This window comes from Psychrobacillus sp. NEAU-3TGS (genome assembly GCF_029955155.1).
GTDB lineage: Bacteria > Bacillota > Bacilli > Bacillales_A > Planococcaceae > Psychrobacillus.
This window is the reverse complement of the sequence record NZ_JAPNOZ010000011.1, coordinates 1-22,073: the sequence shown is the minus strand read 5'-3', so window position 1 is coordinate 22,073 and position 22,073 is coordinate 1. Positions and strand designations below refer to the sequence as shown.

20 protein-coding genes and 1 pseudogene are annotated in these 22,073 nt (G+C 37.0%); 19 read left to right on the top strand and 2 right to left on the bottom strand.

Features of this window, described 5'->3' with window-relative positions; all coding sequences use genetic code 11:
* The first annotated feature begins 72 nt into the window (after positions 1–72).
* The 8 genes from OR571_RS12625 to OR571_RS12590 all read left to right on the top strand — a co-directional run bounded on the left by OR571_RS12625 (position 73) and on the right by OR571_RS12590 (position 6,937).
* A complete protein-coding gene (locus OR571_RS12625) occupies positions 73–531 on the top strand; it encodes a GNAT family N-acetyltransferase (RefSeq protein ID WP_282243182.1) in 459 nt (152 codons plus the stop codon).
* A 23-nt stretch (positions 532–554) separates the two neighbouring features.
* Entirely contained in the window at positions 555–992 is a 438-nt protein-coding gene (locus OR571_RS12620; RefSeq protein ID WP_282243181.1) for a GNAT family N-acetyltransferase, read from the top strand.
* 157 nt (positions 993–1,149) lie between these two features.
* Positions 1,150–1,584: an NUDIX hydrolase gene (locus OR571_RS12615; protein WP_282243180.1), complete on the top strand. Its 435-nt coding sequence runs from the start codon at positions 1,150–1,152 to the stop codon at positions 1,582–1,584.
* A gap of 67 nt (positions 1,585–1,651) precedes the next feature.
* Positions 1,652–2,422, top strand: coding sequence for an STAS domain-containing protein (locus OR571_RS12610; RefSeq protein WP_282243179.1), 771 nt, complete (start codon positions 1,652–1,654; stop codon positions 2,420–2,422).
* Between the two features lie 228 nt (positions 2,423–2,650).
* Positions 2,651–3,193, top strand: a complete 543-nt coding sequence (locus tag OR571_RS12605; RefSeq protein WP_282243178.1) for a D-glycero-alpha-D-manno-heptose-1,7-bisphosphate 7-phosphatase — start codon at positions 2,651–2,653, stop codon at positions 3,191–3,193.
* 58 nt (positions 3,194–3,251) lie between these two features.
* Positions 3,252–4,724 (top strand): protein adenylyltransferase SelO, encoded by a 1,473-nt coding sequence (locus OR571_RS12600; protein WP_282243177.1) that lies wholly within the window; start codon positions 3,252–3,254, stop codon positions 4,722–4,724.
* Positions 4,725–5,363: 639 nt separating this feature from the next.
* Positions 5,364–5,648, top strand: a complete 285-nt coding sequence (locus tag OR571_RS12595; protein ID WP_282243176.1) for a hypothetical protein — start codon at positions 5,364–5,366, stop codon at positions 5,646–5,648.
* Positions 5,649–5,827: 179 nt separating this feature from the next.
* Positions 5,828–6,937: a sensor histidine kinase gene (locus OR571_RS12590; protein WP_282243175.1), complete on the top strand. Its 1,110-nt coding sequence runs from the start codon at positions 5,828–5,830 to the stop codon at positions 6,935–6,937.
* Positions 6,938–6,974: 37 nt separating this feature from the next.
* On the opposite strand, the gene OR571_RS12585 is transcribed toward OR571_RS12590, so the two are convergent.
* Positions 6,975–7,565 carry a hypothetical protein gene (locus OR571_RS12585; RefSeq protein ID WP_282243174.1) on the bottom strand — a complete coding sequence of 197 codons (591 nt, stop codon included), beginning with the start codon at positions 7,563–7,565 and terminating at the stop codon, positions 6,975–6,977.
* Positions 7,566–8,049: 484 nt separating this feature from the next.
* Between OR571_RS12585 and OR571_RS12580 the strand changes: the two genes are divergently transcribed.
* The 3 genes and pseudogenes from OR571_RS12580 to OR571_RS12570 all read left to right on the top strand — a co-directional run bounded on the left by OR571_RS12580 (position 8,050) and on the right by OR571_RS12570 (position 11,649).
* On the top strand, positions 8,050–8,343 hold the full coding sequence (locus OR571_RS12580; RefSeq protein ID WP_142538603.1) for a PadR family transcriptional regulator: 294 nt from the start codon (positions 8,050–8,052) through the stop codon (positions 8,341–8,343).
* Positions 8,340–9,464, top strand: coding sequence for a DUF2812 domain-containing protein (locus OR571_RS12575; RefSeq protein ID WP_282243173.1), 1,125 nt, complete (start codon positions 8,340–8,342; stop codon positions 9,462–9,464). The genes OR571_RS12580 and OR571_RS12575 overlap by 4 nt, the downstream gene beginning before the upstream one ends.
* A 234-nt stretch (positions 9,465–9,698) precedes the next feature.
* Positions 9,699–11,649, top strand: a pseudogene (locus tag OR571_RS12570) (ABC1 kinase family protein).
* 51 nt (positions 11,650–11,700) lie between these two features.
* Here OR571_RS12570 and OR571_RS12565 read toward each other — a convergent pair.
* A complete protein-coding gene (locus OR571_RS12565) occupies positions 11,701–12,393 on the bottom strand; it encodes a ZIP family metal transporter (protein ID WP_282243172.1) in 693 nt (230 codons plus the stop codon).
* A 190-nt stretch (positions 12,394–12,583) separates the two neighbouring features.
* On the opposite strand from OR571_RS12565, the gene OR571_RS12560 reads away from it, so the two are divergent.
* The 8 genes from OR571_RS12560 to OR571_RS12520 all read left to right on the top strand — a co-directional run bounded on the left by OR571_RS12560 (position 12,584) and on the right by OR571_RS12520 (position 22,005).
* The gene (locus OR571_RS12560) at positions 12,584–13,873 is read left to right on the top strand and encodes a spore germination protein (RefSeq protein WP_282243171.1); all 1,290 of its coding nucleotides are present in this window, start codon (positions 12,584–12,586) and stop codon (positions 13,871–13,873) included.
* A 72-nt stretch (positions 13,874–13,945) separates the two neighbouring features.
* Positions 13,946–14,668: a hypothetical protein gene (locus OR571_RS12550; protein WP_282243169.1), complete on the top strand. Its 723-nt coding sequence runs from the start codon at positions 13,946–13,948 to the stop codon at positions 14,666–14,668.
* Positions 14,669–15,035: 367 nt separating this feature from the next.
* The gene (locus OR571_RS12545) at positions 15,036–16,160 is read left to right on the top strand and encodes a Ger(x)C family spore germination protein (protein ID WP_282243168.1); all 1,125 of its coding nucleotides are present in this window, start codon (positions 15,036–15,038) and stop codon (positions 16,158–16,160) included.
* Positions 16,161–16,388: 228 nt separating this feature from the next.
* Positions 16,389–18,038 (top strand): methylmalonyl-CoA mutase family protein, encoded by a 1,650-nt coding sequence (locus OR571_RS12540; protein ID WP_282243167.1) that lies wholly within the window; start codon positions 16,389–16,391, stop codon positions 18,036–18,038.
* Entirely contained in the window at positions 18,025–20,181 is a 2,157-nt protein-coding gene (gene scpA / locus OR571_RS12535; RefSeq protein ID WP_282243166.1) for a methylmalonyl-CoA mutase, read from the top strand. Before OR571_RS12540 ends, scpA begins: the two co-directional genes overlap by 14 nt.
* Positions 20,181–21,275, top strand: coding sequence for a methylmalonyl Co-A mutase-associated GTPase MeaB (meaB, locus tag OR571_RS12530; RefSeq protein ID WP_282243165.1), 1,095 nt, complete (start codon positions 20,181–20,183; stop codon positions 21,273–21,275). The genes scpA and meaB overlap by 1 nt, the downstream gene beginning before the upstream one ends.
* A 40-nt stretch (positions 21,276–21,315) precedes the next feature.
* Positions 21,316–21,756 (top strand): BrxA/BrxB family bacilliredoxin, encoded by a 441-nt coding sequence (locus OR571_RS12525; protein WP_282243164.1) that lies wholly within the window; start codon positions 21,316–21,318, stop codon positions 21,754–21,756.
* Between the two features lie 84 nt (positions 21,757–21,840).
* Positions 21,841–22,005 carry a hypothetical protein gene (locus OR571_RS12520; RefSeq protein ID WP_282243163.1) on the top strand — a complete coding sequence of 55 codons (165 nt, stop codon included), beginning with the start codon at positions 21,841–21,843 and terminating at the stop codon, positions 22,003–22,005.
* The last annotated feature ends 68 nt before the right edge of the window (positions 22,006–22,073 follow it).

Genomic DNA, 22,073 nt, shown 5'->3' with positions numbered 1-22,073 from the left:
GGTTTTTTGTTTGATACATCGAATATAATAGTGTTCCGGATAGGGATAAGCGATTAAGGGGGACGTGGTAACATGGATTTAAACATAGTATCTAAAATTTCCATTGTAAATACATTAGACAATTTGGATTGGGACGAGTTAGAGCAACTTTTTCTAGCGGTTGAATGGGAGGGCTTTCCTAAGCATAAACTTCAACAAGCTTTTAAGGCTAGTTATTTAGTTTCACTTGCTTATTTAGATGGTAGGTTAGTTGGATGTGGAAGGGTAGTTACGGATGGAGTCTTTTATGGAAGTATTTATGATATTATTGTTCATCCAGAATTTCAAGGTATAGGCATAGGTAAAATGGTAATGACAGATTTATTGACAAAGTGTAGTGATATTTTCTTTCTTCATTTAACAGCAACGCATGGTAGAGAAGGATTTTATGAAAAACTTGGGCTTCGAAAGCATAAAACAGCGATGGGTAGATACACACATCCTGCTCCTGCTAAAGCTTATTTAGAAGAAATACCAGACACAAAACAGTAAACTTGGAAAGGAAAAGCAACGATATGACCGAAACGATACAAGAGTTAACGAGCCGGGCACAATATTTAGAGGCATTTCCAGTTATGAATCAGTTGCGAACCGAGTTAACTAAAGAGACATATCTGGCGTTACTTGAAGAAATGAAAAAAGATGGATATACCTTATACGCTCTATATAAAGATTGTGAAATTGTTTCTTTAGCCGGTTTTAGCTGGAGAACTAACTTTTACAACAAACGACATATTTTCATCTATGATTTGGTAACTGATTATTCACACCGTTCATTTGGATACGGAGAGAAATTATTAAGTTTTTTACATAGTTTTGCGGAAAGAAATGGCGCTGAATATGTGGCACTAGAATCAGGCATACAGCGAAGTAATGCTCATCGTTTTTATGAAGAAAAACTAGGTTATGATAAATGGTGTTTTTCTTTTAGGAAGTCTTTGAAACCCAAATAACTTTTATATGATGGAAATGGAAGCATTAATGGGTTACCGATCAAATAATTGATCAGTAACTCTTTTTATTGATTTGATTATATGTTTAATTATCGATAATCATTGAAAATCATTCTATTAAGCGACAAAATATATGTTTAGAAAGGAATGGAGTAACATGAAAAGAGTAGACGTGACCTATGTCCTTTTGTTTGACGAACTTGAGCAGAATGTATTGATGGTAAAAAATAAAGGCACAGGAGACTCTTACTATACACTCCCAGGAGGGGCAGTTGAAAAGGGAGAAACGCTTAAGGAAGCTGCTGTACGTGAAGTGAAGGAAGAAACAGGATTAGATGTACAAGTGGATGGTGTTTTCTCTGTAGGTGAAGCTTTTTTTGAAGAAAGAGGACACCATGCTATTTTCTTTACTTTTACGGGTAAAATAATTGATGGAGAAATAAACATATCATTGCCAGAAGAAATTGAAGAAGTAATATGGATGGATGTGAAACAAGCAGAAAAGTATATACATATTTCCAGTGAAATTGAAGGGTTGGTAAAAGACAAAAATACAGTGCCATATATTCTTAGAAAAAGGGATAACTTTTGATGTCTGGTATTCAAGTGAGATCAAATAGGTATATAATAAAGTTATATCAAAAAAAGGTGGCAGAATTGTGAACAATAGATTATTACCAATAAATATTACTGGCACAGATGCTCTAAATAGTATTGGTGAAAATATTATTATTGCAGATATAAACTACAATATTATTTGGTTAAATGCTTATGCTAGGAAATCACTTAATTCAATAGCTCCATGGTATGATCTTTCCAATTCAGATGATTTTATTGGTATGAACATGGATTTCTTTCATAAAGAGCCTAGTCACCAGCGACAAGTGATGTCTGAAATAAAAAATGGCCATAAAGCGAGGATCAATATAAAAAATAACTTTATTGCTGATATTGTCATAACACCAATTAAGAGTATACGGAATCAGAATCAGGAGATTGAGGGTTACATGGTAATGCTCATGGATGTTACTAGTGAAGCGGATGAAGCAAGGAGATTGGAGGATAAAGTCAGTGAATTATCAACTCCCATACTACATATTTGGGATAACACGATAGCTCTTACGCTTGTAGGGGAGTTTGATGTAGTTCGAGGAGAGACACTAATACCTATTGTATTAGAGGAATGTATCTCAAAAGGTATAGAATTTGTTATGGTTAGTCTCAGTGGTATAGGAAATTTTGATGATAGCGTGAGGCAAATCCTTCAAAAATTACATGATTGTTTAAGATTATTAGGAGTACAATGCATTATAGTTGGTATTAAGCCTGAATTGGCAGTTAGAATTGGAACGTTAGGAAATATAGCTACTTTTGTAGATGCACATCAAGGTTTAAAGCATATTATGAAGCTGCAAGAAAACCGTTCCTAAAACTAAAATAAGTTAATTCTATGTTCACTTTTTATCCTATTCAAAATACAGGGAGCTTGGAGATCTCTTTCTCAGCTCCTTTTTTATCTGCATTTTACATCAACCATTATCTTTAACTTAGCCAAAAGTTAAAAAAACTATAGGGATTTATTCTCTTGTATTTTATTGTTCCTCTTGGGAATCTTAAGTACAAAAGGTTTTTGAAGACGACTGGAAGGCGGGAAGTAAATGAAGAAAGCGGTATTTTTGGATAGAGACGGTGTCATAAATGAAGTTCTATCAGATCGGGTTAAATTTGTGAACAGAGCTAAAGAGCTTTATTTTCTACCGGGAGTGCCAGAAGCAATTAAGAAATTGAATGCTTTCTTTGATTACATATTTGTTGTAACAAATCAAGGCGGTGTTGGACTCGGATTTATGAAAGAATCACAGCTCCAAAACATTCATGACTATATGATTGCAGAACTCAACAAAAAAGGAGCAATTATTCATGAAGCGGTTTATTGTCCACATAAACCGAAAGCGGGTTGTGCTTGTCGTAAGCCAAATAGCAAACTAATAGTAGATCTTGGTCAAAAATACGATATTGAATTACAACAATCTTACATGGTTGGAGATACTGATACGGATATTATTGCAGGGAAAAAGGCAGGCACAAAAGGAGTATACTTAGGTAAAAGTGACCCGCTTGCTGATGCCGTATTCCCTGACCTAATAACTGCAGCTGACTGGATTATTAAAGATGCAACTTCGAGAGAAAGTCGGATTTAAGTTCGGCTTGAGAGGGTAAAGAAGATTAATAAAAAGACGAAGAAGAAAAGGAGATACGATGACACAGAAAAAAGAAACAATCAAAACGGGATGGAATTTCGATAATAGTTATACTCGTCTACCAGAAGTGTTTTTTACAAAACAAAACTTAAACGCAGTGCGTGCACCAAAGATAACGATTTTAAATGATCAACTTGCGAAATCATTAGGGCTAGACGTCCAGTCATTAAAAAGTGATGATGGAGTAGCCGAGCTTGCAGGTAACAAAGTACCAGAAGGAGCCTGGCCGATAGCCGAAGCTTATGCGGGACATCAGTTTGGACATTTTAATATGTTAGGTGATGGACGGGCTACGCTCCTTGGGGAGCAAATTACACCTGTTAATAAGCGTTTTGATATCCAGCTTAAAGGGGCAGGAAGAACACTGTATTCACGTGGAGGGGATGGTAGAGCCGCTCTTGGACCAATGTTAAGGGAGTATATCATTAGTGAAGCGATGTTCGGTCTTGGTATACCTACTACCCGAAGTCTGGCTGTTGTGGCAACAGGAGAACCAATTATCCGTGAAACAATACTGCCCGGAGCTATTTTAACTCGAGTGGCTTCAAGTCATTTGCGTGTTGGTACTTTTCAATACGCTGCAAGATGGGGCAGTATAGTGGAGCTTCGTACGTTGGCTGACTATACAATACAACGGCATTTTCCAGAAGTTGAAATGGATGAAAATAGGTATCTTTCTCTTCTTCAGGAAGTAATCAAGCGACAAGCGGAGCTGATTGCCAAATGGCAACTCGTTGGTTTTATTCATGGAGTGATGAATACAGATAATATGAGCATTAGTGGAGAAACAATCGATTATGGTCCTTGTGCTTTTATGGATGTGTATGACCCGAAAACGGTGTTTAGTTCCATTGATACACAGGGGCGCTATGCATATGGTAACCAACCAAATATTGGTGGATGGAATTTAGCTCGCTTTGCAGAAAGTTTATTGCCATTGCTTCATGAAAACCTAGAGGAATCTTACAAACTGGCCGAAAAAGCGCTACAAGCTTTTCCTGAACTGTTTTATGCCCATTGGCTGTCAGGGATGCGAGCAAAATTAGGATTATTTGATGAAAAGGCAGGGGATGAAGCACTTATCGAAGAACTCCTCGGGATAATGCAAAAGTATCGAGCGGATTATACAAATACATTCAGAGCATTAACATTGGATAAAATGGAAGACACCATTTTATTTGGGAAGAAGGAATTTAACAGCTGGTATGCACAATGGCAAGAAAGATTAAATGCTCAGGAGGAGTCAAGAGAATCCGCATATCAGTTTATGCGTAAAAGCAATCCAGCAGTAATACCACGCAACCACCGTGTTGAAGAAGCTTTAAGTGCAGCTGAGCAAGGTGATTTAACTGTAATGGAGCAACTTTTGAAAATTCTATCTGATCCTTTTGCGTATTCTCAAGAACAAGTTGATTATACTACGTTGCCTGTGCAATCTGATTGTAAGTATCAAACTTTCTGTGGAACGTAAGATTACGTTCATCTGCTTGAAAATATTGTTTATATCATATTAAATGCAATAGAAAAAGATGGTGTCTTTCTAACCAAATAAAAAGACGCCATGACAAAAGGGTTAATTGAACTAAAAATCTCGCTTAAAAGACTGATTGATAAAGATATCAACTCAGTCTTTTTTGTTTATAACTTCACTATCAGGACTTACAAAATCCAAAGATGCTTCTTTACAGTAGTAGTTACATTAATGAATAAAGTTTTAATAGTACTTAATCTATTTTTATGTTGGTTTCTTGACTAAAGATAATATAATGAAGGACTCATCTAAAAGTCGTTATTTTGACTGACTTGGGGGAGCTTTTAACTTGGATAGCGATCCTACATTCAAACCTATGGCTAAATAAATAATCTTTGCAGCAAATAAGAAATGATACAGCCACCTCCTTAGAAAAGTATATGGAATAAATGGAAACAAGTTAAAACTAGAGTTCAGTAAAACGTAAAACGACTCAAATCTTGAAGAAACAACCGAACGGACAAAAGAGGAAATAAATAAATTACCAAGTTTATCGATAGTATTAAAAGCTTCTATCTAGAAAAGGAGCGTAAATTAGGAAGGGATAATCCCGGAAACTTCGACTCGGTAAATACTGTTATGGAAGCATTGGTAATGTGCTTGTTATTGAAAGAAACGAAGAAGATCCGGACTAAAAAATATTATGGCTGTGGAAATAGACTTATGAAAAGTGAATTCACTTCCTTGAATATAGACAGTGGAAATTATGATGCAAGAATAAAAGTGCATTTATCAGAATTTAATGTATATTTAGAAGGTGAAATGATAACATCAGAAACAATTCTAAAAGTGTCTTGCAGAGGGACGAGTAGCTTTGATATATTTGATTACAACGAACTTTATCTTTATCGAAGTAACAAATAAAATAAATCTTCCAGACCGGGCATTTCTTAATATGGGGGGATAGGAGAATAAAAAATGCTAGAAAGCTTTTTGGTCAATATATTATTTATTATTTTACCAATTTTACTTATTAATCTCTTTTTTGATAGTACCGAAAAAAATATGAGCAGCTGATTTTCTTGCTTTTTTTCGCTATCTCGATGATTTTATGTATGAATTATCCGTTTAAACTGGAAGCTGATATACTTTATGATTTACGATATATCCCATTTACAATTGTAGCGTTATACGGTGGATATAAGGGTTTATTTCCAATGTATGTATTATTAAATATACAGCGATTTATGATTGGTGGGGAAGGGACGTTTCAGTCATTTCTATTAGCGACAGCTACTTTTATTTTGTTGCCACTCCTAACTAAGCGTTTTCAAGAATATGACTCAAATAAACGGGTTATAGTTGGTGTTTACAGCGCGGTTATAGGAGTTTTAGTTTACTTGTTAACGTTGTCCCTATTTTTGGAAAAAATAACTTCTGAATTTTGGACATTAGCTTTTTATGCATTGATAATTAAAGCAAGTTTCATGATGATAAATCTAATTCTAATAGAAAAAATAATTTCCAATAAGAAACAGCGAGAGTACTTTCTTTTAGCGGAGCAGCTTCATGTCATGGGAGAGCTCTCTGCAAGCTTTTCACATGAATTAAGGAATCCATTAACGGCGACGAAAGGGTTTCTACAATTGTTAGCCATATCTAAAACAAAAACAGATAAAGATCAATTGTATATCGATTACTCTTTAAAAGAAGTGATGCAAGCGGAAAAAATTTTAAATGACTATTTGGCATTTTCAAAGCCTCAGTCAGAGCATATGATTTATTCGGATTTGAAGGAAGAAATTCAATATGTAAAGGATATGTTACAGCCGGTTGCGAGTCTCCATAATGTAGTAATCCGCTTCCATTTTTCTAATTCGTTAAAAAAGAACTATGACCAAAATCAGATAAGGCAATGTTTGCTGAACTTGCTTAATAATGGAATCATGTCTATGAAAGAAAAAGGAGGTATTCTTTCTATTTCCGTAATAGAGGAACGGAAGAATATCGTTATTCGAATAGTGGATGAAGGGGTCGGTATGACAAAGGAGGATCTCTATCACCTAGGTAAACCGTACTATTCCTTTACAAAAGAGGGAACTGGTCTTGGTATGGTACTCGTGTACGGAACGATCGTTAAGCTAAATGGGAATATTGATGTCCAAAGCAAAGTAGGTGAGGGTACAACATTTACTATCGCTATTCCTACATAAAGGTGATTAAATAGGATGTGTCTATGCACATCCTATTTTATTTAACAGTTAAGGTAGGATGTTCCCAGTAACTATCGGATACCTTACTAAAATTTCCAACTTTGAAATATTCAAAGTTTACCTTATCTAATGTATCCCTACTCATGAGCACAATCATCACATCTTCAGTCTTTACGTTGCCAAATGGATCCGTGAGTGGTGCTTGAACAATGAAATTAGCCTGGTTTACATCTGGACGAGATTTCATGGATTGCATATAATCAAAAGCTGTAGTCAACGAAGCCTGTTTGAGTGTTTTCGCAGTTAAAACTTTGTTTGCCACTATAATTACTTCCACGACCCCATCTTCATATTCAGCAGATATCATCGTATTTTCTTTTTCTTCCTTTGTGAATCCGAATCTTTTTTTGATCAAATGTTCTGCAATTACATCTGGTTTCGGCTTGTTCTCCACTATTTTTTCCTTCACTGCTTCCTCTTGAAAAGCAGCTGTAATCGCGTCTGCCCTTTCCATCTTAGCTTGGTCGCTGTCATCAAATGCATTCTCAATAATGCCTACCGCTAAAATAATTATTAATATGATAAACCACCATTGTTGATAAAAAGGATCCTTCCTATTTTCTGACAAAGTAAATCTCCTTTCTTACTGGGACAAGTCTTTTATTGTATGCAAAAAGACGAGAAAATATTTTATCCCGCATTAACGGGCAGTAAGACTCCCACTTCAAGATTGAAGAAAAGCGAAAAGATAAGTGGGAGATCAACTGCTGGCATGCGCCCGATGAAATGATCCCAGACTAAGTAAGCAATATCGTGTTGCTCCCGGGCAAAGCACGTCGCAAAATAAAAGAGCGTTTACAACGTCTGTGTGACCCACATCGTGTGGGACACAACTAACAATCAGTGGGGGATGACGGGGACTAAAAGCGTGACGTCCATGTCGCAACGTCCCCACTAGCACGTCCTGTGCGTCGCCCTCCCCTGATTGAAGTTTCACTTTATTGGATTTGCATGTTTATGTCACGTTGTGATATAGTCATAATACGACATAGTCATGGTATGACATATAAGAGGGTGAATTAGTGGAAAAAGTTATTAAGAAATATGTGCCGATGACAGAAACGGCATTTTATATATTGCTTTCCTTAACTGAACCAAGGCATGGGTACGGCATTATTAAACGAGTTGAAGAAATGACGGAAGGTCGGCTTACATTAGGCTCTGGTACCATTTATGGTACATTAACTAAAATGCAACGAGATGAAATTATTACAATCTATGCAGATGAAAAACGTAAAACTATTTATGAAATAACTGATATTGGTAAGAAGCTGATGCGTGTAGAAATGAAGCGATTGAAAGAATTACATAACAATGTATTACGTTTCGAGGGGGACTTTCAATGATTGAAAAGAAAGTGAAGTGGCTATGGAGCTACAATATCGAGAAAACGGAGCAATGGCTCTCTAAAATGGCAGGGGAAGGTTGGCATTTAACAAGCGTCAACCGGTGGACACGAACTTTTATCTTTGAAAAAGGGGAGTCGAAAGAGGTAATTTATCGTATTCAATATGCTTCAAAGACTAATACTCTTCCCCAAACTCTGCAAAAAGCAGGCTGGTCAGTTGCTTTATCTAACGGAAAATGGTTATTTCTAGTGAATGAAGAGCAGACAGTTCGGCTGTATCCAACAAGAGATGCTCTTGTGAAAAGAAATCGCACACATGCATACGTAATGAGCGCTATCGCTACCTTTTATGTTTCCACATCGATGCTACCAATTATGTTAATATCAATTATTTCGTCAGTACAGACAGGGGAGGAAGTTCCACTTGAAAATTTATGGCTCTTCATACTTCCTTTAACTGGAATTGTAGCGATCGCTAGCTTTGCTATTTACGTATTTAGAGCGTATCGTCGTTTTGAAATTAACGAGATGGATGTAGCTATCGATTCAATACCTCTCGGCAAAAAAATGCGTAAATTCAGAGGAGCTTGGATGTATCAATTAGAGGATACAAGAGAATGGTTAGAAGGTCTTGCAAAACAAGGATATGAACTAGAAAGCGTGAGAGCTTCCATTTTTACATTTAGAAAAACAGATCCTAATCATATAAAATATGAATGTATGTTCGAATATAAGGTACAGCCTTCCTATTTTGCAACGCATAAAGAAATGGGGTGGAAGCTTAAGTATTCCTCCAACATGACGCTATTAAATTATTCAATTTGGGCAAAACATTATGAAGAGGAAGAAGAGATCCCTCGTTTCTCCTATGATAAACAAGAACAAAGACAATCGATTAAACGAGCTTTTAAAATGAATCTTGGCATGAGTATCTATCTCATCCTCATCTTATCCTTTTCTTTTTATATGAATATCCTAATAAAAGACGAATCTTTTGTTGCTTGGAGTTATGGCGGAGTGATGAGACCTTTATTATTTCTCGCATTATTATATTGGATTTATAAATTCGGTCAAATTTTAATCAGTTACCGAAAAACGATAAAGGCTTTAGAGCAATAAGCCAAAAACTATTGAATATAAATTTATAATCGGTATATGGGATTAGTATCTGCTGAAAATAAAACGAAAATACCTATCGAACCAAATGTGTGCGATAGGTATTTTTGTAGTTTCAGTGATAATATATTAAAAAGAACTCGATTAATAAACTGTATTAGTGGGTACATAGAAGAAAGTGAATGGGGTGTGATTTATGGTTTATGTAAAATAATCATTCAAGTACTCATCATAGCTATGTTTATTTTTTATGTGAGTGGTCGATTGATGGGCTCGCAAATTAATCTAATGAAACGAATCATGTCCGTTTTTATTAGTGTAGCGTTTACTTCTCTTGTCTATTGGTATTCGTATTTGCGAGGTACAGATTTTTTAGAAGATGTTTATGTATTTATGGATGTACGAACGATTATTTGGATCGGCAGTATGTTACTTATTTCGATGCTCCTTTATCTCTTTTTCGAATTGTTTGATCCAATGGCAATCGGTGAAAAAGGGGAGCGTTTACCGAGGCAAAAATCGCTGTTATTACGTTTGCGAAACCAGTGGAGAAGTCAAAAAAGATTGCGCCAGGTTGTACAAATTGCTGTGAAAAATGGAATTTCTCGAACGTTAAAATACGCAAGACATAGAGAAAACGACCATGAGTTAGCGATAGCTTTTCGAGATACGCTCGAGGAGTCTGGAGGAATCTTCATCAAATTTGGTCAGGTGCTTTCTACTCGCAATGATATTTTTCCAAAGGCTTTTGTTCAAGAATTAGGAACGCTTCAACAAAACGTACGGCCGCTTTCTAGCGAACAAGTAAAAACAATATTGGAAAAGTCCTTACCATATAAGATGGAGGAAGTGTTTTCACAATTTGATATGAACCCAATTGCGGCTGCTTCCATTGGACAAGTACATAGAGCAGTATTACGAAAGAACGAGCAACAAGTAGTCGTCAAATTACTGCGACCGGATGTAAAAGATATGATGCGAGATGATTTGAATATATTAGTAGAATTTGCGCAATGGGTGTCGGATAAATCTACATGGGCAGAAAACTTAGGATTCAGAGAATTGGCGATTGGATTTGCAGCGAGTTTGCGGGAAGAAGTAAATTTTGATATTGAGATGCGGAATACGATACAGGTGAAGACAGCCCTAAGAAATAGTCCATACAAATTGAAGATTCCTCATGTCTATTCGGAGTTTAGCAACAATCAGTTAATTATCTCTGAATTTGTTCATGGACAAAGCGTTGCTACCGGAAATGCATTATTCACTACTTTGCAGGTAGATAGGGAAGAGTTTGCTCAAACCGTATTATTTTCTTTTTTTTGAGCAAATGTTGTTTTCAGGAATATTCCATGCGGATCCACATCCAGGAAATATTTTTATCGACGAAGTAGATGGAACTCCTATTTTGTTGGATTTCGGAGCAGTTGGGCGATTAGCAGGTCCTCAGCAAGAAGGTATTAAGTTATTTCTGATGGGAATTCAGCAAAATGACGCAAATATTTTATATGATGCTATTACACAACTCGTAGAAGATCATGAACATATAGACCAAGCGAAAATGGAGCAGGCGATGGCTCAAATTTTGTTACGTATCTCGTATGTTCCACGGATACAAACGGACGAATTAATACATTCTTTTTTTGAAGTTATTCGAGATTTTGGTTTATCCTTCTATCCATCGGTCGGCTTAGCATTACGTTCGTTTATCACTTTAGATGGGACGTTGCGTTTGATACAGCCTGATTTTAATTTATTTAATGAAGCAAAAGAATTCTCTAAACACTATATTACTTCCATGATTAAAAGACCGTTTAAAGAACCGCTTGCTACAAAAGAGAGATTGGAAGAAGAGTTAGCATTGTTATTACCTGCTCTTCGTAAGCTTCCTCGACGTGTGGATAAGCTTATGCAACGGGTAGAAAGTGGAAAAATTACGTTACATCACGATATATTCTCAGATAAAAAGAATGCGATGTTCGTGACACAATTGTTTTCCCGATTTGTATTATTGTTTGTTGGTATTACATTTGGCATCTTATCGGTATCGCTTTTAGCGATCGCACAATTCATCGAAGCACCATATGCAGTATATTTAAACAGTGCTGCGTATGTAGGGTTATTCTTATGTGCAGTGCTACTCGTCCGTTTATCGATTCAGGCGATACGCTTGATGAAGCGAGGCTAGAGGAAAACGCAAGAAGGACTAGAACTCCTTCTTGCGTTTTTTGAGATTTAATTAGAATACTACATGAAATACTACACTTAGAAGATACCCTAATAGGATAAAGGTTGCGGCTGATCTAGTAGACATGGCCTTTATATTACGTAGAATAAATTCATTTACACTAGTAATAGCAATAAGTCCAATAGATATGCCTAAAAGGATACTTTGCGCCTTCATGTCGAGATGTATATGGTTGCCAATCCAAATAAACATACTAAAACAGAAAGATAAACTAATAAAACATAGGAATAAGTTTATTATTTTCTGACCCTGTGAAACAAATAGAGAAGTAAGCGCAAAGCCTTCCGGGATATGATGCAAAATGGTAGAAGTTGTGATGGAGCGAGCGAAAGAAGAATCCTCTAGTAAATTTCCAATAGTTAAACTCAAGGGAATGGTATGTATAAAAAGAGCGATCGTTAGCAAATAGACAGACGATTTATGTTGGTTAGAAGAGTGGAATGATGTGTTCACTAGTAATAGAAATATAAATCCGATGAGTATCCCAAGCGCTATTCCAGGTAATTTGTATGAATTTATTGCAGATGGGATAAGATCGAGTGCCAGTATTCCTACTAAGAATCCCCCGCATAAAAGAGCCAAACCTTCCTTGGAATGTTGAAATATAGTGGCGATTAACCAAGCCATTCCAGCTCCGATAACCATACTTATAAAAAGAATTCCCCCGAGAACTATTGCACTCAATATATCATTCCCTTTGATGAAATAAATTTGAACTCTATTTACAAAATATATGCTCCTTGTGTAAGTGTATGTATTCCTGATCATAAATTTTCTTCAATGAAAGCATGTATATTTCCTGCTAATAGGATTGAAAAGTGCTCTTTCGGTTAACCTATGCTTATCGAAGATTCTCTTTCCTGGAGGTTTGTACATGACAAATTTAAAAGAGAAACCGAATCCTCCTAAGTTGATGAGTGAACTTAAGGAGCAACTGAGTCCTTCTTTTGATGTTTTGCTAATCCCTTTACAGCTAGAAGAAGAGGCAGCATTCTTACTTTATTTAAAAACAGCAGTAGACGGCGATAAATTACAAAATATGATTATTAAGCCTTTTTTCGAAATGAAGTCGATGCAACATTATGCGTCTTATGTTCAATCGTCGCCTGATATTCTAGAAATTAAATCAGAAGAAAAAATCCCGCTTGAGCTTACAAAGGGAAGTGTCTTAATAGCGGTTCAGCATCAATTTTTTCTAATAGATGTGAAGAAGGTAAACACGAGTACAGTTCAGCAAACGCTTATGGAACCAACTGTATATGGACCTCAGCAAGCATTAAGCGAGGATATTCTTACCAACTTGAATATAATACGACACCGGTATAAGGAGCCCACTCTGAAGATTGAAATCTTAGAGTTAAAAGATAAAACGCATAATGACATTGCTATAATTTACGATGATCAAACTGTAAAGCCAGCCATTTTAAAAACGATTCGGAAAAGACTGGAAGGATTAGATTCACCGCTTATTCAATCAGCGGGGGAACTTCAACTGTACTTAAATGGAAAGAAGTTTACTTTGTTTCCAACATTAATGCTGACAGAGAGGCCTGATCGTATTTGTTATAATTTGGATGCTGGAAAAGTCATAATTATGATTGACGGAAGTCCACACGCTTTAATAGCTCCAGTCGTCTTTTTTGATTTTATGGTGTCCATGGAAGATAACTATCATTTATTTTGGATTACTTCGTTTACGCTCGTACTTCGATATTTTGGGCTCATAACCTGTTTAATATTGCCTGCTCTATATGTTGCCATTACTTCGTATAATCCTGACATTTTCCGAACAGAGCTCGCTTTAACTGTTGCGGGGAGTAGGATTGGAGTACCTTATCCATCTTTTATCGAAGTGTTATTTATGCTTATTTTTATGGAACTATTAACAGAAGCGAGTATTAGGCTGCCAAAAGCCATTAGTGCCACAGCTACCACGGTTGGTGGTTTAATATTGGGATCTGCAGCTACTGAAGCAGCGCTAACCTCCAATATCATGATTATCATCGTATCAGCGGTCGCTATCTCGAGTTTCGTTATCCCTATTAACGAAATGAGTTTTTCAATTAGATTTTGCAGATATATTCTACTCGCTTTTACAACTTTTTTTTGGTACAGTCGGTTTCATATTGGGCTTTTTAGGGATTCTTATGTTTTTAATAAATAAGGAAAGCTTTGGCGAACCTTATTTAAAAATGTATTGGAAGAGTAGAAGGAGTGAAAAAGGGGTGAAAAGCGAATGAATCGTTTTCTTTATTATTTAATTTTTTTAACGATGATTTCTAATATCGTTGCCTCTGTGCCTAAAATACTTTTATTTGAAAGCAAAACTGGTGCAATTCCTTCTATGTTTGCCGCTGTTATTATTGGAACAATATACGTGTTTATTCTAGTTAAATTATTCAACGCGTTCCCGGGTAAAAGTTTTCCGGATATGTTGAAACAATATACACCTAAATGGTTTGCTTACCCGGTGCTTTTTTATCTATTTTTATGTTGGTTTGGTGCTGGACTTATTACCCTCATTACGTACGTATTTCTATTTATCACTTTTTTTGCACCAGAAACATCCATTGTTATAACAACCTTAGCCTTTGTTCTGGTTATATCCTTTGGAATATTGATGAAATCTAGAAGTATGTTGTATATGGCAGAAATTGTGCTCGTTTTATTTGTTCCTTTAATTTTCTTTTTATTGATAAAATTTTATGTGAACCCCAAACTAGACTGGGATTTTATCAAGATTGCCATGATGCATATAAACCATGTTCCCTCTTATTGGGCATTTGGTGCTGCTCTTTACATATTTATGGGAATTGCAGATTTAGTCATTTTTAACGAACTTTTTACAAAAAAGCATAAAATGGGATGGAAACAAGTCCTGGTTATTGGGTTATCAGGAGCTGCCATATTGTTTACTACTTTTTTGTCCCTATTGGGTATAACGGGGTGGAACAGATAGCAGAACTTACTTTTCCATGGATATCCACGAGTGATTCGGTTCGCATGAAATATGGTTTAATAGAACGAGTTATTTTTATTTTCATCCTCGCTTTTTTGGGAATCGCTTTTGTTAGTTTATTGTTGCATTGGCATGTGGCTTTAAAACTTTTAGAAAGTATTTTTCAACTTAAACGTTTGAAATGGAAAGATAAAATGTTGGCACCTTATATTTTCGTTGTTATATTTGGCATCATTTCTTTAGTTTTAACAAGAAAATTGACACAGTACCAACTATTTTCCTTATCCAATTATTTCTTTGGGTCTATACCAATTTTTTTCGTCGTATTAATCAGTTCCTTAGTTCTTGTGAAAAGGAGAGCGAAACTATGAAGCGTCGATTCAAGAGTTTTAAAGTAGTCGTTGTTGTAGCTATATACTTTTCATGTGTTTCTATATTGGCAGGGTGTGGATTTAAAGATATTGATAAGCGAGTTTTCGTAACGGGTATTGGTGTAGACCCTTCGGAAAAGGAAAAAGGGGGTTATAAAATAACATTAAAACTATCCTTACCAGTCGCTTCCATTAAATCATCTACTGGTCCTAACTATGAATATTTAGTGTATGAAGGGGAAACACTTGCAGAAGCAATCCGAATTTTGGAGACGCACACCGATAAAGTACTAGAATTTGGGCATACCAAAATGATCGTGATTAATGAAGGTTTATTACAAGAGAATATAAAGGATTTTATGGATTATTTTGTGAGACGGAGTGATATTCAGTTAATAGCATGGGTAGCTGCTGCTAAACCTTCTGCGGAATCTATTTTACGAGTTGAACCTGCTGCCGAATCGGCAGTATCCTCTACTCTTATAAACTTTTTTGGTACTAGTGGTACGGATAGTCCTTTCATCACCTCTACTTTCCTTTATGAATTTAGAAGAAATATGTTGTCGGATGGGATAGATGCAGTAGTACCGCTTGTAGAGGCATCAGAAGATAAAAAAGAGTTAATAGTCAATAAATCTCTAGTTGTGAAAGAGGAAACAAAACCGCTCGAATTAGACGCAGAGGAATCAAAGTATTACAATACTATCGTAAATGGAATGAGTGGATTTAGTTATAAAGCAGAATCAGATGATTTAACATTAATCCTTAATATGGAAAGAACAAAGATACATTATAAAATTATAATGGTCGATGAAAAACCAACATCCATTAATATGAAAATAAAAATGGTTGGTGTAATTGGTCAGTCAAATAAAAACCTATCCTTAAAAGACCTAAAGGAGTATGATCAGATAGCTTCAAAAGCAGTGAAAAAAAAGATCATAGATTTTCTCACTACCGTTCAAAAAGAAAATTTTGACCCGATAGGCTTTGGTTTAAGGTATAGGTCGATGGTGCTCTATAATAAGAACACGATTTCTGAATGGCAAAAAGCATATCCAGATTTACCGATTGACGTAAGCGTTGATGTAGAGCTTAAAGGTACGGGAGCAATTGAGTAAAAAACGAAAAATCCTCTTTCGATTATGAGAGAGGATTTTTCGTTTAGTAGAAAATTATAAAAATTATCATTTACGGAAAACTTTCTTCAAGAACTTTTCCGTCCAGGCTCCAGTCCTTTTGCTCTTTCTTCAGACTTCTGAGGAAGTTTCCCTTTCTAATGTAATCATTGTCCGTTAATATATAATTAAGTTAATTTTATTTACATAGGGGGAAGCGAGAGCGTTCATATGACAATAGATAAAATGAAACAAACAATATTTAATAGAGCAACACTCGGTGATTGGGAACAAACAGCACTTAAATCACTAAAAGGGAAAACATTAGACTCCCTTTCTACAAAAACCTTAGAGGATATCATTTTGAAACCGCTTTATTCATTAGCTGATGCGGCATTTATACCTGTTTCACAAACGGATATTGTAAGACAAGCGAAAAATTCTTCCGAATGGTCCATCGCGCAACTTGCAGAGGGTGGTACAAGTGAGGAAGTTTTAATGGATATAAAAGAATCGCTTGGAAAAGGCAATGATGTCATTCATTATAAAGTGGAAAAAGAACATGTATGGAATGCTGAGCAAATAGAGGAATGGAAAGGTCTATTATCAGAACATAAGGCTATTTTAGATGTAACAAACAATCCGTCCTTTTTGGACCACTTCACGGAGTTAAATGGTTTAGTGAAGGGAGCAAAAAATGCTACTACTTTACATGCTAGAACGACTTTCTTAAATGGCTCAAGCATTCATCAAGCTGGAGGAGACGCTGTCAGTGAACTAGCGAGTGTTCTTGTACAGGCAGATTCACTTGCTCGTGAAACAAGCATAGGGGAGCTTGTTCAAAAGGCATTTGTTCAGTTTTCGGTAGATACAAATTTCTTTATGGAAATAGCAAAAATTCGTGCTTTCCGTGTCCTTTGGCAAGCTTTTGGCGAAGGATTTGGACAGACTAATCTAGAAGCAATTCCTGTGCATGTGGAAACTTCATTGCGTTCATTTTCAGTACTAGACTCATATGTTAATATTCTTCGGGCAGGAAATAGTGCGCTTGCCGCGGTGCTTGGAGGAGCAGACAGCGTAACAACGTACCCACATGATTATTTGACAAAAGTTACACCGACATCTAATCGAATCGCGCGTAATATGCAACTCGTATTAAAAGAAGAAACGCATATTCAGCGTGTAATCGATGCGGCCGGTGGGTCTTACTATGTGGAGAGTTTAACAAAAGAATTAGTGGAAAAAGCATGGACCTATTTTTTTGAGTTAATGAAGGAAGCAACGCTAGAAGATAGAGAATCCAAGCTTTTAGCTCGAGCAGATGAAAAATGGCAGCAGCAGCTTGCTCTACTAGCTACTCGAAAAAAATCGCTTATCGGAACGAATATTTACGCAAATCCAGCTGATATATTACCGGAAGCTATTAAACAGATAGATTTTAAACGTCTTGCCGAACCATTCGAACAGCTAAGACAAGCATTTCAACAAAAACCATTAAATACAACTATTATTCCATATGGCTTATTAAAAGAATATAAAGCGCGAATGGATTTCGTTAGCGGTTATTTAGTCGCATTAGGTATTTCTCCAACTGTTGCACCGGAAAACTTAAAACCGTTCGATTTACAAAAGTGGATTGATGAACAACGTATTGACTATGTCATCTTTGTCGGAAATGACGAGCAAACAGCAGGTTTAGTTCCTGCATTATTGAATGAGCAATTGTCCGTTCCAATGGATGTGGCAGGTAAATGCGAGGAGTATGAAGACTGGTTAGAAGCTGGTTTGTCTGGACGCATTTTTGCCGGACAGTCATTACTTGAAAAGGGACAACAATTGCTAGCACTTGCGCAAAAGGAGGATTCCAATGTCAACGCCTAATTATTCAGCCGTTTCTATCGAAAAACTAATAGAAAAATCAATGAATAGTCCACAACAAGGAGATTCCTTTTTAACAAATGAAGGAATCGAGCTAAAAAAAGTATATGAAGAATCTGACCGAAGCAATGTGCAGCATTTAAATGATTTACCAGGAATCGCGCCAAATACACGGGGACCTTATCCAACGATGTATGTGGCAAAACCATGGACTGTGCGTCAATATGCAGGATTTTCAACAGCGGAAGAAAGTAACGCTTTCTATAGAAGAAACTTAGCAATGGGACAAAAAGGTTTGTCGGTAGCATTCGACTTACCTACTCACCGAGGTTACGATTCGGATCATGAACGAGTGACAGGGGACGTTGGAAAAGCGGGAGTTGCTATCGATTCTGTAGAAGATATGAAAATTCTCTTTAGTGGTATTCCACTCGACCAAATGTCCGTGTCAATGACAATGAATGGAGCCGTTTTACCGATACTAGCCTTTTATATTGTCACTGCTGAAGAGCAAGGAGTAACTCCAGAGCAGCTTGCAGGGACAATTCAAAATGATATTTTAAAAGAATACATGGTTCGAAACACGTATATTTACACACCAGATATGTCGATGAAAATAATTGCCGATATTTTTGCATACACTGCCAAGTATATGCCGAAGTTCAACTCGATTTCGATTTCTGGATATCATATGCAAGAAGCGGGAGCTACTGCAGATATTGAGCTTGCTTATACTTTAGCAGATGGTTTGGAATATGTTCGGACAGGTTTAAAAGCCGGCATTGAAATTGATTCATTCGCACCAAGACTTTCATTCTTCTGGGCGATCGGTATGAACTATTTCATGGAAGTAGCAAAAATGCGCGCTGCTCGTAGAATTTGGGCACAAATGATGGCTAGCTTTGACCCTAAAAATCCAAAAACATTGGCGCTACGTACACATTCTCAAACATCCGGCTGGAGTTTAACGGAGCAAGATCCATTTAATAATGTAACGAGAACTCTAGTCGAAGCAAATGCCGCTGCAATGGGGCATACGCAATCACTTCACACGAATGCACTAGATGAGGCGATAGCACTTCCCACCGACTTCTCTGCCCGAATCGCACGTAATACGCAGCTGTTTTTACAAGAAGAAACGAATATGACTAAAGTAATTGATCCTTGGGGCGGTTCGTATTATGTGGAAACACTTACAAACGAATTGATGGAAAAAGCCTGGGCACTAATCGAAGAAATCGAAGAGCTTGGCGGCATGGCAAAAGCAATTGAAACTGGACTGCCGAAGATGAAAATTGAAGAAGCAGCTGCGAAAAAACAAGCGCAAATTGACTCTTCAAAAGAAATCATTATCGGGGTCAATAAATATCGTTTAGAACAAGAAGATGCCATTGATATTTTGAATATCGACAATACAGTCGTGCGTCAAAAACAAATGGAACGCTTGGCAGAAGTAAAAGCAAATCGCGACGAAGAAGCAGTACAAAAAGCACTTAAGGCCTTAACTGAAGCAGCAAAAACAGGTGAAGTAAATCTATTAGCAGCTGCGGTGGATGCAGCTAGAAAACGTGCAACGATTGGAGAAATCTCCGATGCAATTGAATATGTTGCCGGACGACATAAGGCGGTGATTCGTTCAGTGAGCGGCGTATATAGTGCAAACTTTAGTGATGCAGAAGAAATAGAAGCAGTCAAACAAATGGCAGAAGATTTCCGTGACAACGAAGGAAGACGTCCTCGTATTCTGATCGCCAAAATGGGCCAAGATGGGCATGACAGAGGTGCTAAAGTCATTGCAACAGCATTTGCAGACTTAGGATTCGACGTCGATATTAGCCCCTTATTTCAAACACCGGCTGAAACGGCGCAACAAGCAGTGGAAAATGATGTCCATGTAGTAGGGGTAAGTTCATTGGCGGCCGGTCATATGACGCTTGTTCCTGCATTACGAGAAGAGCTAGCAAAACTAGGACGAGAAGATATTTTAATCGTGGTCGGTGGAGTAATCCCTGCTCAAGATTATGCATTTTTACGTAAAAATGGAGCTTCTGCTATTTTCGGACCGGGTACAGTTATTCCCGTTGCCGCTCAAAAAGTCATCGAAGAAGTATATAAACGATTGGGTTATGAGGAAGTAGAAGGATAATGGCCGAATCGAGAAAAAATAACGAAACTTCAATGCATGTCATGAGTGGGATTAAATCGCAGCATGATGGTATGGGAAAAGCGATTGTAAAGAAATTTACGAAAAAGAAAAAGCTTTTTATCGATGTAGAAGAGTTTATTCGTGAAATCCGTAATGGTTCAAGACTACACTTAGCAAAAGCGATTACGTTTATCGAAAGTACGGTAAGTGATCAGCAAGCAATCGGTCAGCAATTATTAAAACAACTTCTGCCACACACAGGAAACAGTATCCGAATTGGGATAACTGGTGTTCCGGGAGCTGGGAAAAGTACATTTATCGAAGCCTTCGGAAAAATGCTCTGTGATCAAGGCTATAAAGTGGCGGTCCTTGCGATTGACCCGAGTTCTTCTTTAACTGGTGGCAGTATTCTTGGCGATAAAACGCGGATGGAAGAGCTAGCGAAAAACTCTAATGCATTTATTAGACCGTCTCCATCTGCCGGTACTCTTGGTGGTGTTCACAAAAAATCTCGCGAAACGATGCTTTTATGTGAAGCAGCTGGATATGATGTCATTTTAGTAGAAACAGTAGGCGTCGGACAAAGCGAAACGATCGTTCGGGGAATGGTTGATTTCTTCTTGCTTCTAGCATTGACTGGAGCAGGAGACGAATTGCAAGGTATGAAAAAAGGCATAATGGAGCTTGCCGATGCTATTGTTGTGAATAAAGCAGACGGAGCGAATGAAAAACTTGCCAAAAAAACAGTGGCAGAATATAAACAAATACTTCACTTTCTAGCACCGTCTACACCCAATTGGACAACACCAGCACTAGCAGTTTCCTCCCTATATAAAAAGGGACTTGATATCGTGTGGGACACAATCTTGTCTTTCCAAAAAAGTATGCTAGAAAATGGTGTTTGGGTACAGAGAAGAAAAGAACAGACCGTTGATTGGTATAAAACAATGATCATCGACCGGTTGTATGATGACTTTTTCTCTTCCAATGAAAAGAAACAATCGATGAAGGAATTAGAACAATTAGTAAGGGGCGAACAAATCACTGTTTCACAGGCAGTTGATGAGTTATTTTCCTCGAACTCTAAACAATAATCTGATAAGATAATACTAGTTTGAAAAGGAGTGTTGAACAATGAATATGGATTTTAATTTATTGATGAATGATATGGTTATGCAAGCACGTGGAGAAATGGAAACTAGTGGTTATGAGCAATTAACAACACCAGAAGAAGTAGACGCGGCTTTATCTCGTCCGGGGACAACACTCGTAATGATTAACTCTGTTTGTGGATGTGCAGGTGGTATCGCTCGACCAGCAGCAGCTAATGCGATCCATTACGATAAACGCCCGGACCATCTGGTAACAGTATTTGCTGGTCAAGATAAATTAGCAACACAACAAGCACGTAATATTTTTGGTGAAGATCATTTACCTTCATCACCTTCATTTGTATTACTAAAAGATGGACAAACAGTAGCAGAAATCGGTCGTCATGAAATCGAAGGGCACGCTCCAACATCAGTTATTACACATCTTCAAGGACTATTTGAAGAACATTGTGAAGAAGTTTAATTCAAGTATAAAACAGCGAAGGCATTTAAATATGCTTTCGCTGTTTTTGTGAGCATTCAAATGGAGAAGATAGGGAGTGCAAAAATGAGAAAGATAACCTTAGCAAATGGACAAATGATAGAAGTGGAGTGTTTTAGTTGTTCGATAACAGAGGGACTGTTTCAACCCGATGGTGGTGTAATTGTCGAAACAGAACACTTCCATACACACCAAGAAGCAATAATGTGTGATTGTTATAAGAAGGATTAACGCAAAAACGATTGAAAATCGACCAAAAGAGAAGAAATTAATGAGGAAAAGGTAATTTTCAATCGAGA

What these genes read in the sequence shown, in the direction of transcription:
- OR571_RS12625 (WP_282243182.1), top strand. Translation starts at nt 73, where the DNA reads ATGGATTTAAACATAGTATCTAAAATTTCCATTGTAAATACATTAGAC.
- OR571_RS12620 (WP_282243181.1), top strand. Translation starts at nt 555, where the DNA reads ATGACCGAAACGATACAAGAGTTAACGAGCCGGGCACAATATTTAGAG.
- OR571_RS12615 (WP_282243180.1), top strand. Translation starts at nt 1,150, where the DNA reads ATGAAAAGAGTAGACGTGACCTATGTCCTTTTGTTTGACGAACTTGAG.
- OR571_RS12605 (WP_282243178.1), top strand. Translation starts at nt 2,651, where the DNA reads ATGAAGAAAGCGGTATTTTTGGATAGAGACGGTGTCATAAATGAAGTT.
- OR571_RS12600 (WP_282243177.1), top strand. Translation starts at nt 3,252, where the DNA reads ATGACACAGAAAAAAGAAACAATCAAAACGGGATGGAATTTCGATAAT.
- OR571_RS12595 (WP_282243176.1), top strand. Translation starts at nt 5,364, where the DNA reads ATGGAAGCATTGGTAATGTGCTTGTTATTGAAAGAAACGAAGAAGATC.
- OR571_RS12590 (WP_282243175.1), top strand. Translation starts at nt 5,828, where the DNA reads ATGATTTTATGTATGAATTATCCGTTTAAACTGGAAGCTGATATACTT.
- OR571_RS12580 (WP_142538603.1), top strand. Translation starts at nt 8,050, where the DNA reads ATGACAGAAACGGCATTTTATATATTGCTTTCCTTAACTGAACCAAGG.
- OR571_RS12575 (WP_282243173.1), top strand. Translation starts at nt 8,340, where the DNA reads ATGATTGAAAAGAAAGTGAAGTGGCTATGGAGCTACAATATCGAGAAA.
- OR571_RS12560 (WP_282243171.1), top strand. Translation starts at nt 12,584, where the DNA reads ATGACAAATTTAAAAGAGAAACCGAATCCTCCTAAGTTGATGAGTGAA.
- OR571_RS12550 (WP_282243169.1), top strand. Translation starts at nt 13,946, where the DNA reads ATGAATCGTTTTCTTTATTATTTAATTTTTTTAACGATGATTTCTAAT.
- OR571_RS12545 (WP_282243168.1), top strand. Translation starts at nt 15,036, where the DNA reads ATGAAGCGTCGATTCAAGAGTTTTAAAGTAGTCGTTGTTGTAGCTATA.
- OR571_RS12540 (WP_282243167.1), top strand. Translation starts at nt 16,389, where the DNA reads ATGACAATAGATAAAATGAAACAAACAATATTTAATAGAGCAACACTC.
- scpA (WP_282243166.1), top strand. Translation starts at nt 18,025, where the DNA reads ATGTCAACGCCTAATTATTCAGCCGTTTCTATCGAAAAACTAATAGAA.
- meaB (WP_282243165.1), top strand. Translation starts at nt 20,181, where the DNA reads ATGGCCGAATCGAGAAAAAATAACGAAACTTCAATGCATGTCATGAGT.
- OR571_RS12525 (WP_282243164.1), top strand. Translation starts at nt 21,316, where the DNA reads ATGAATATGGATTTTAATTTATTGATGAATGATATGGTTATGCAAGCA.
- OR571_RS12520 (WP_282243163.1), top strand. Translation starts at nt 21,841, where the DNA reads ATGAGAAAGATAACCTTAGCAAATGGACAAATGATAGAAGTGGAGTGT.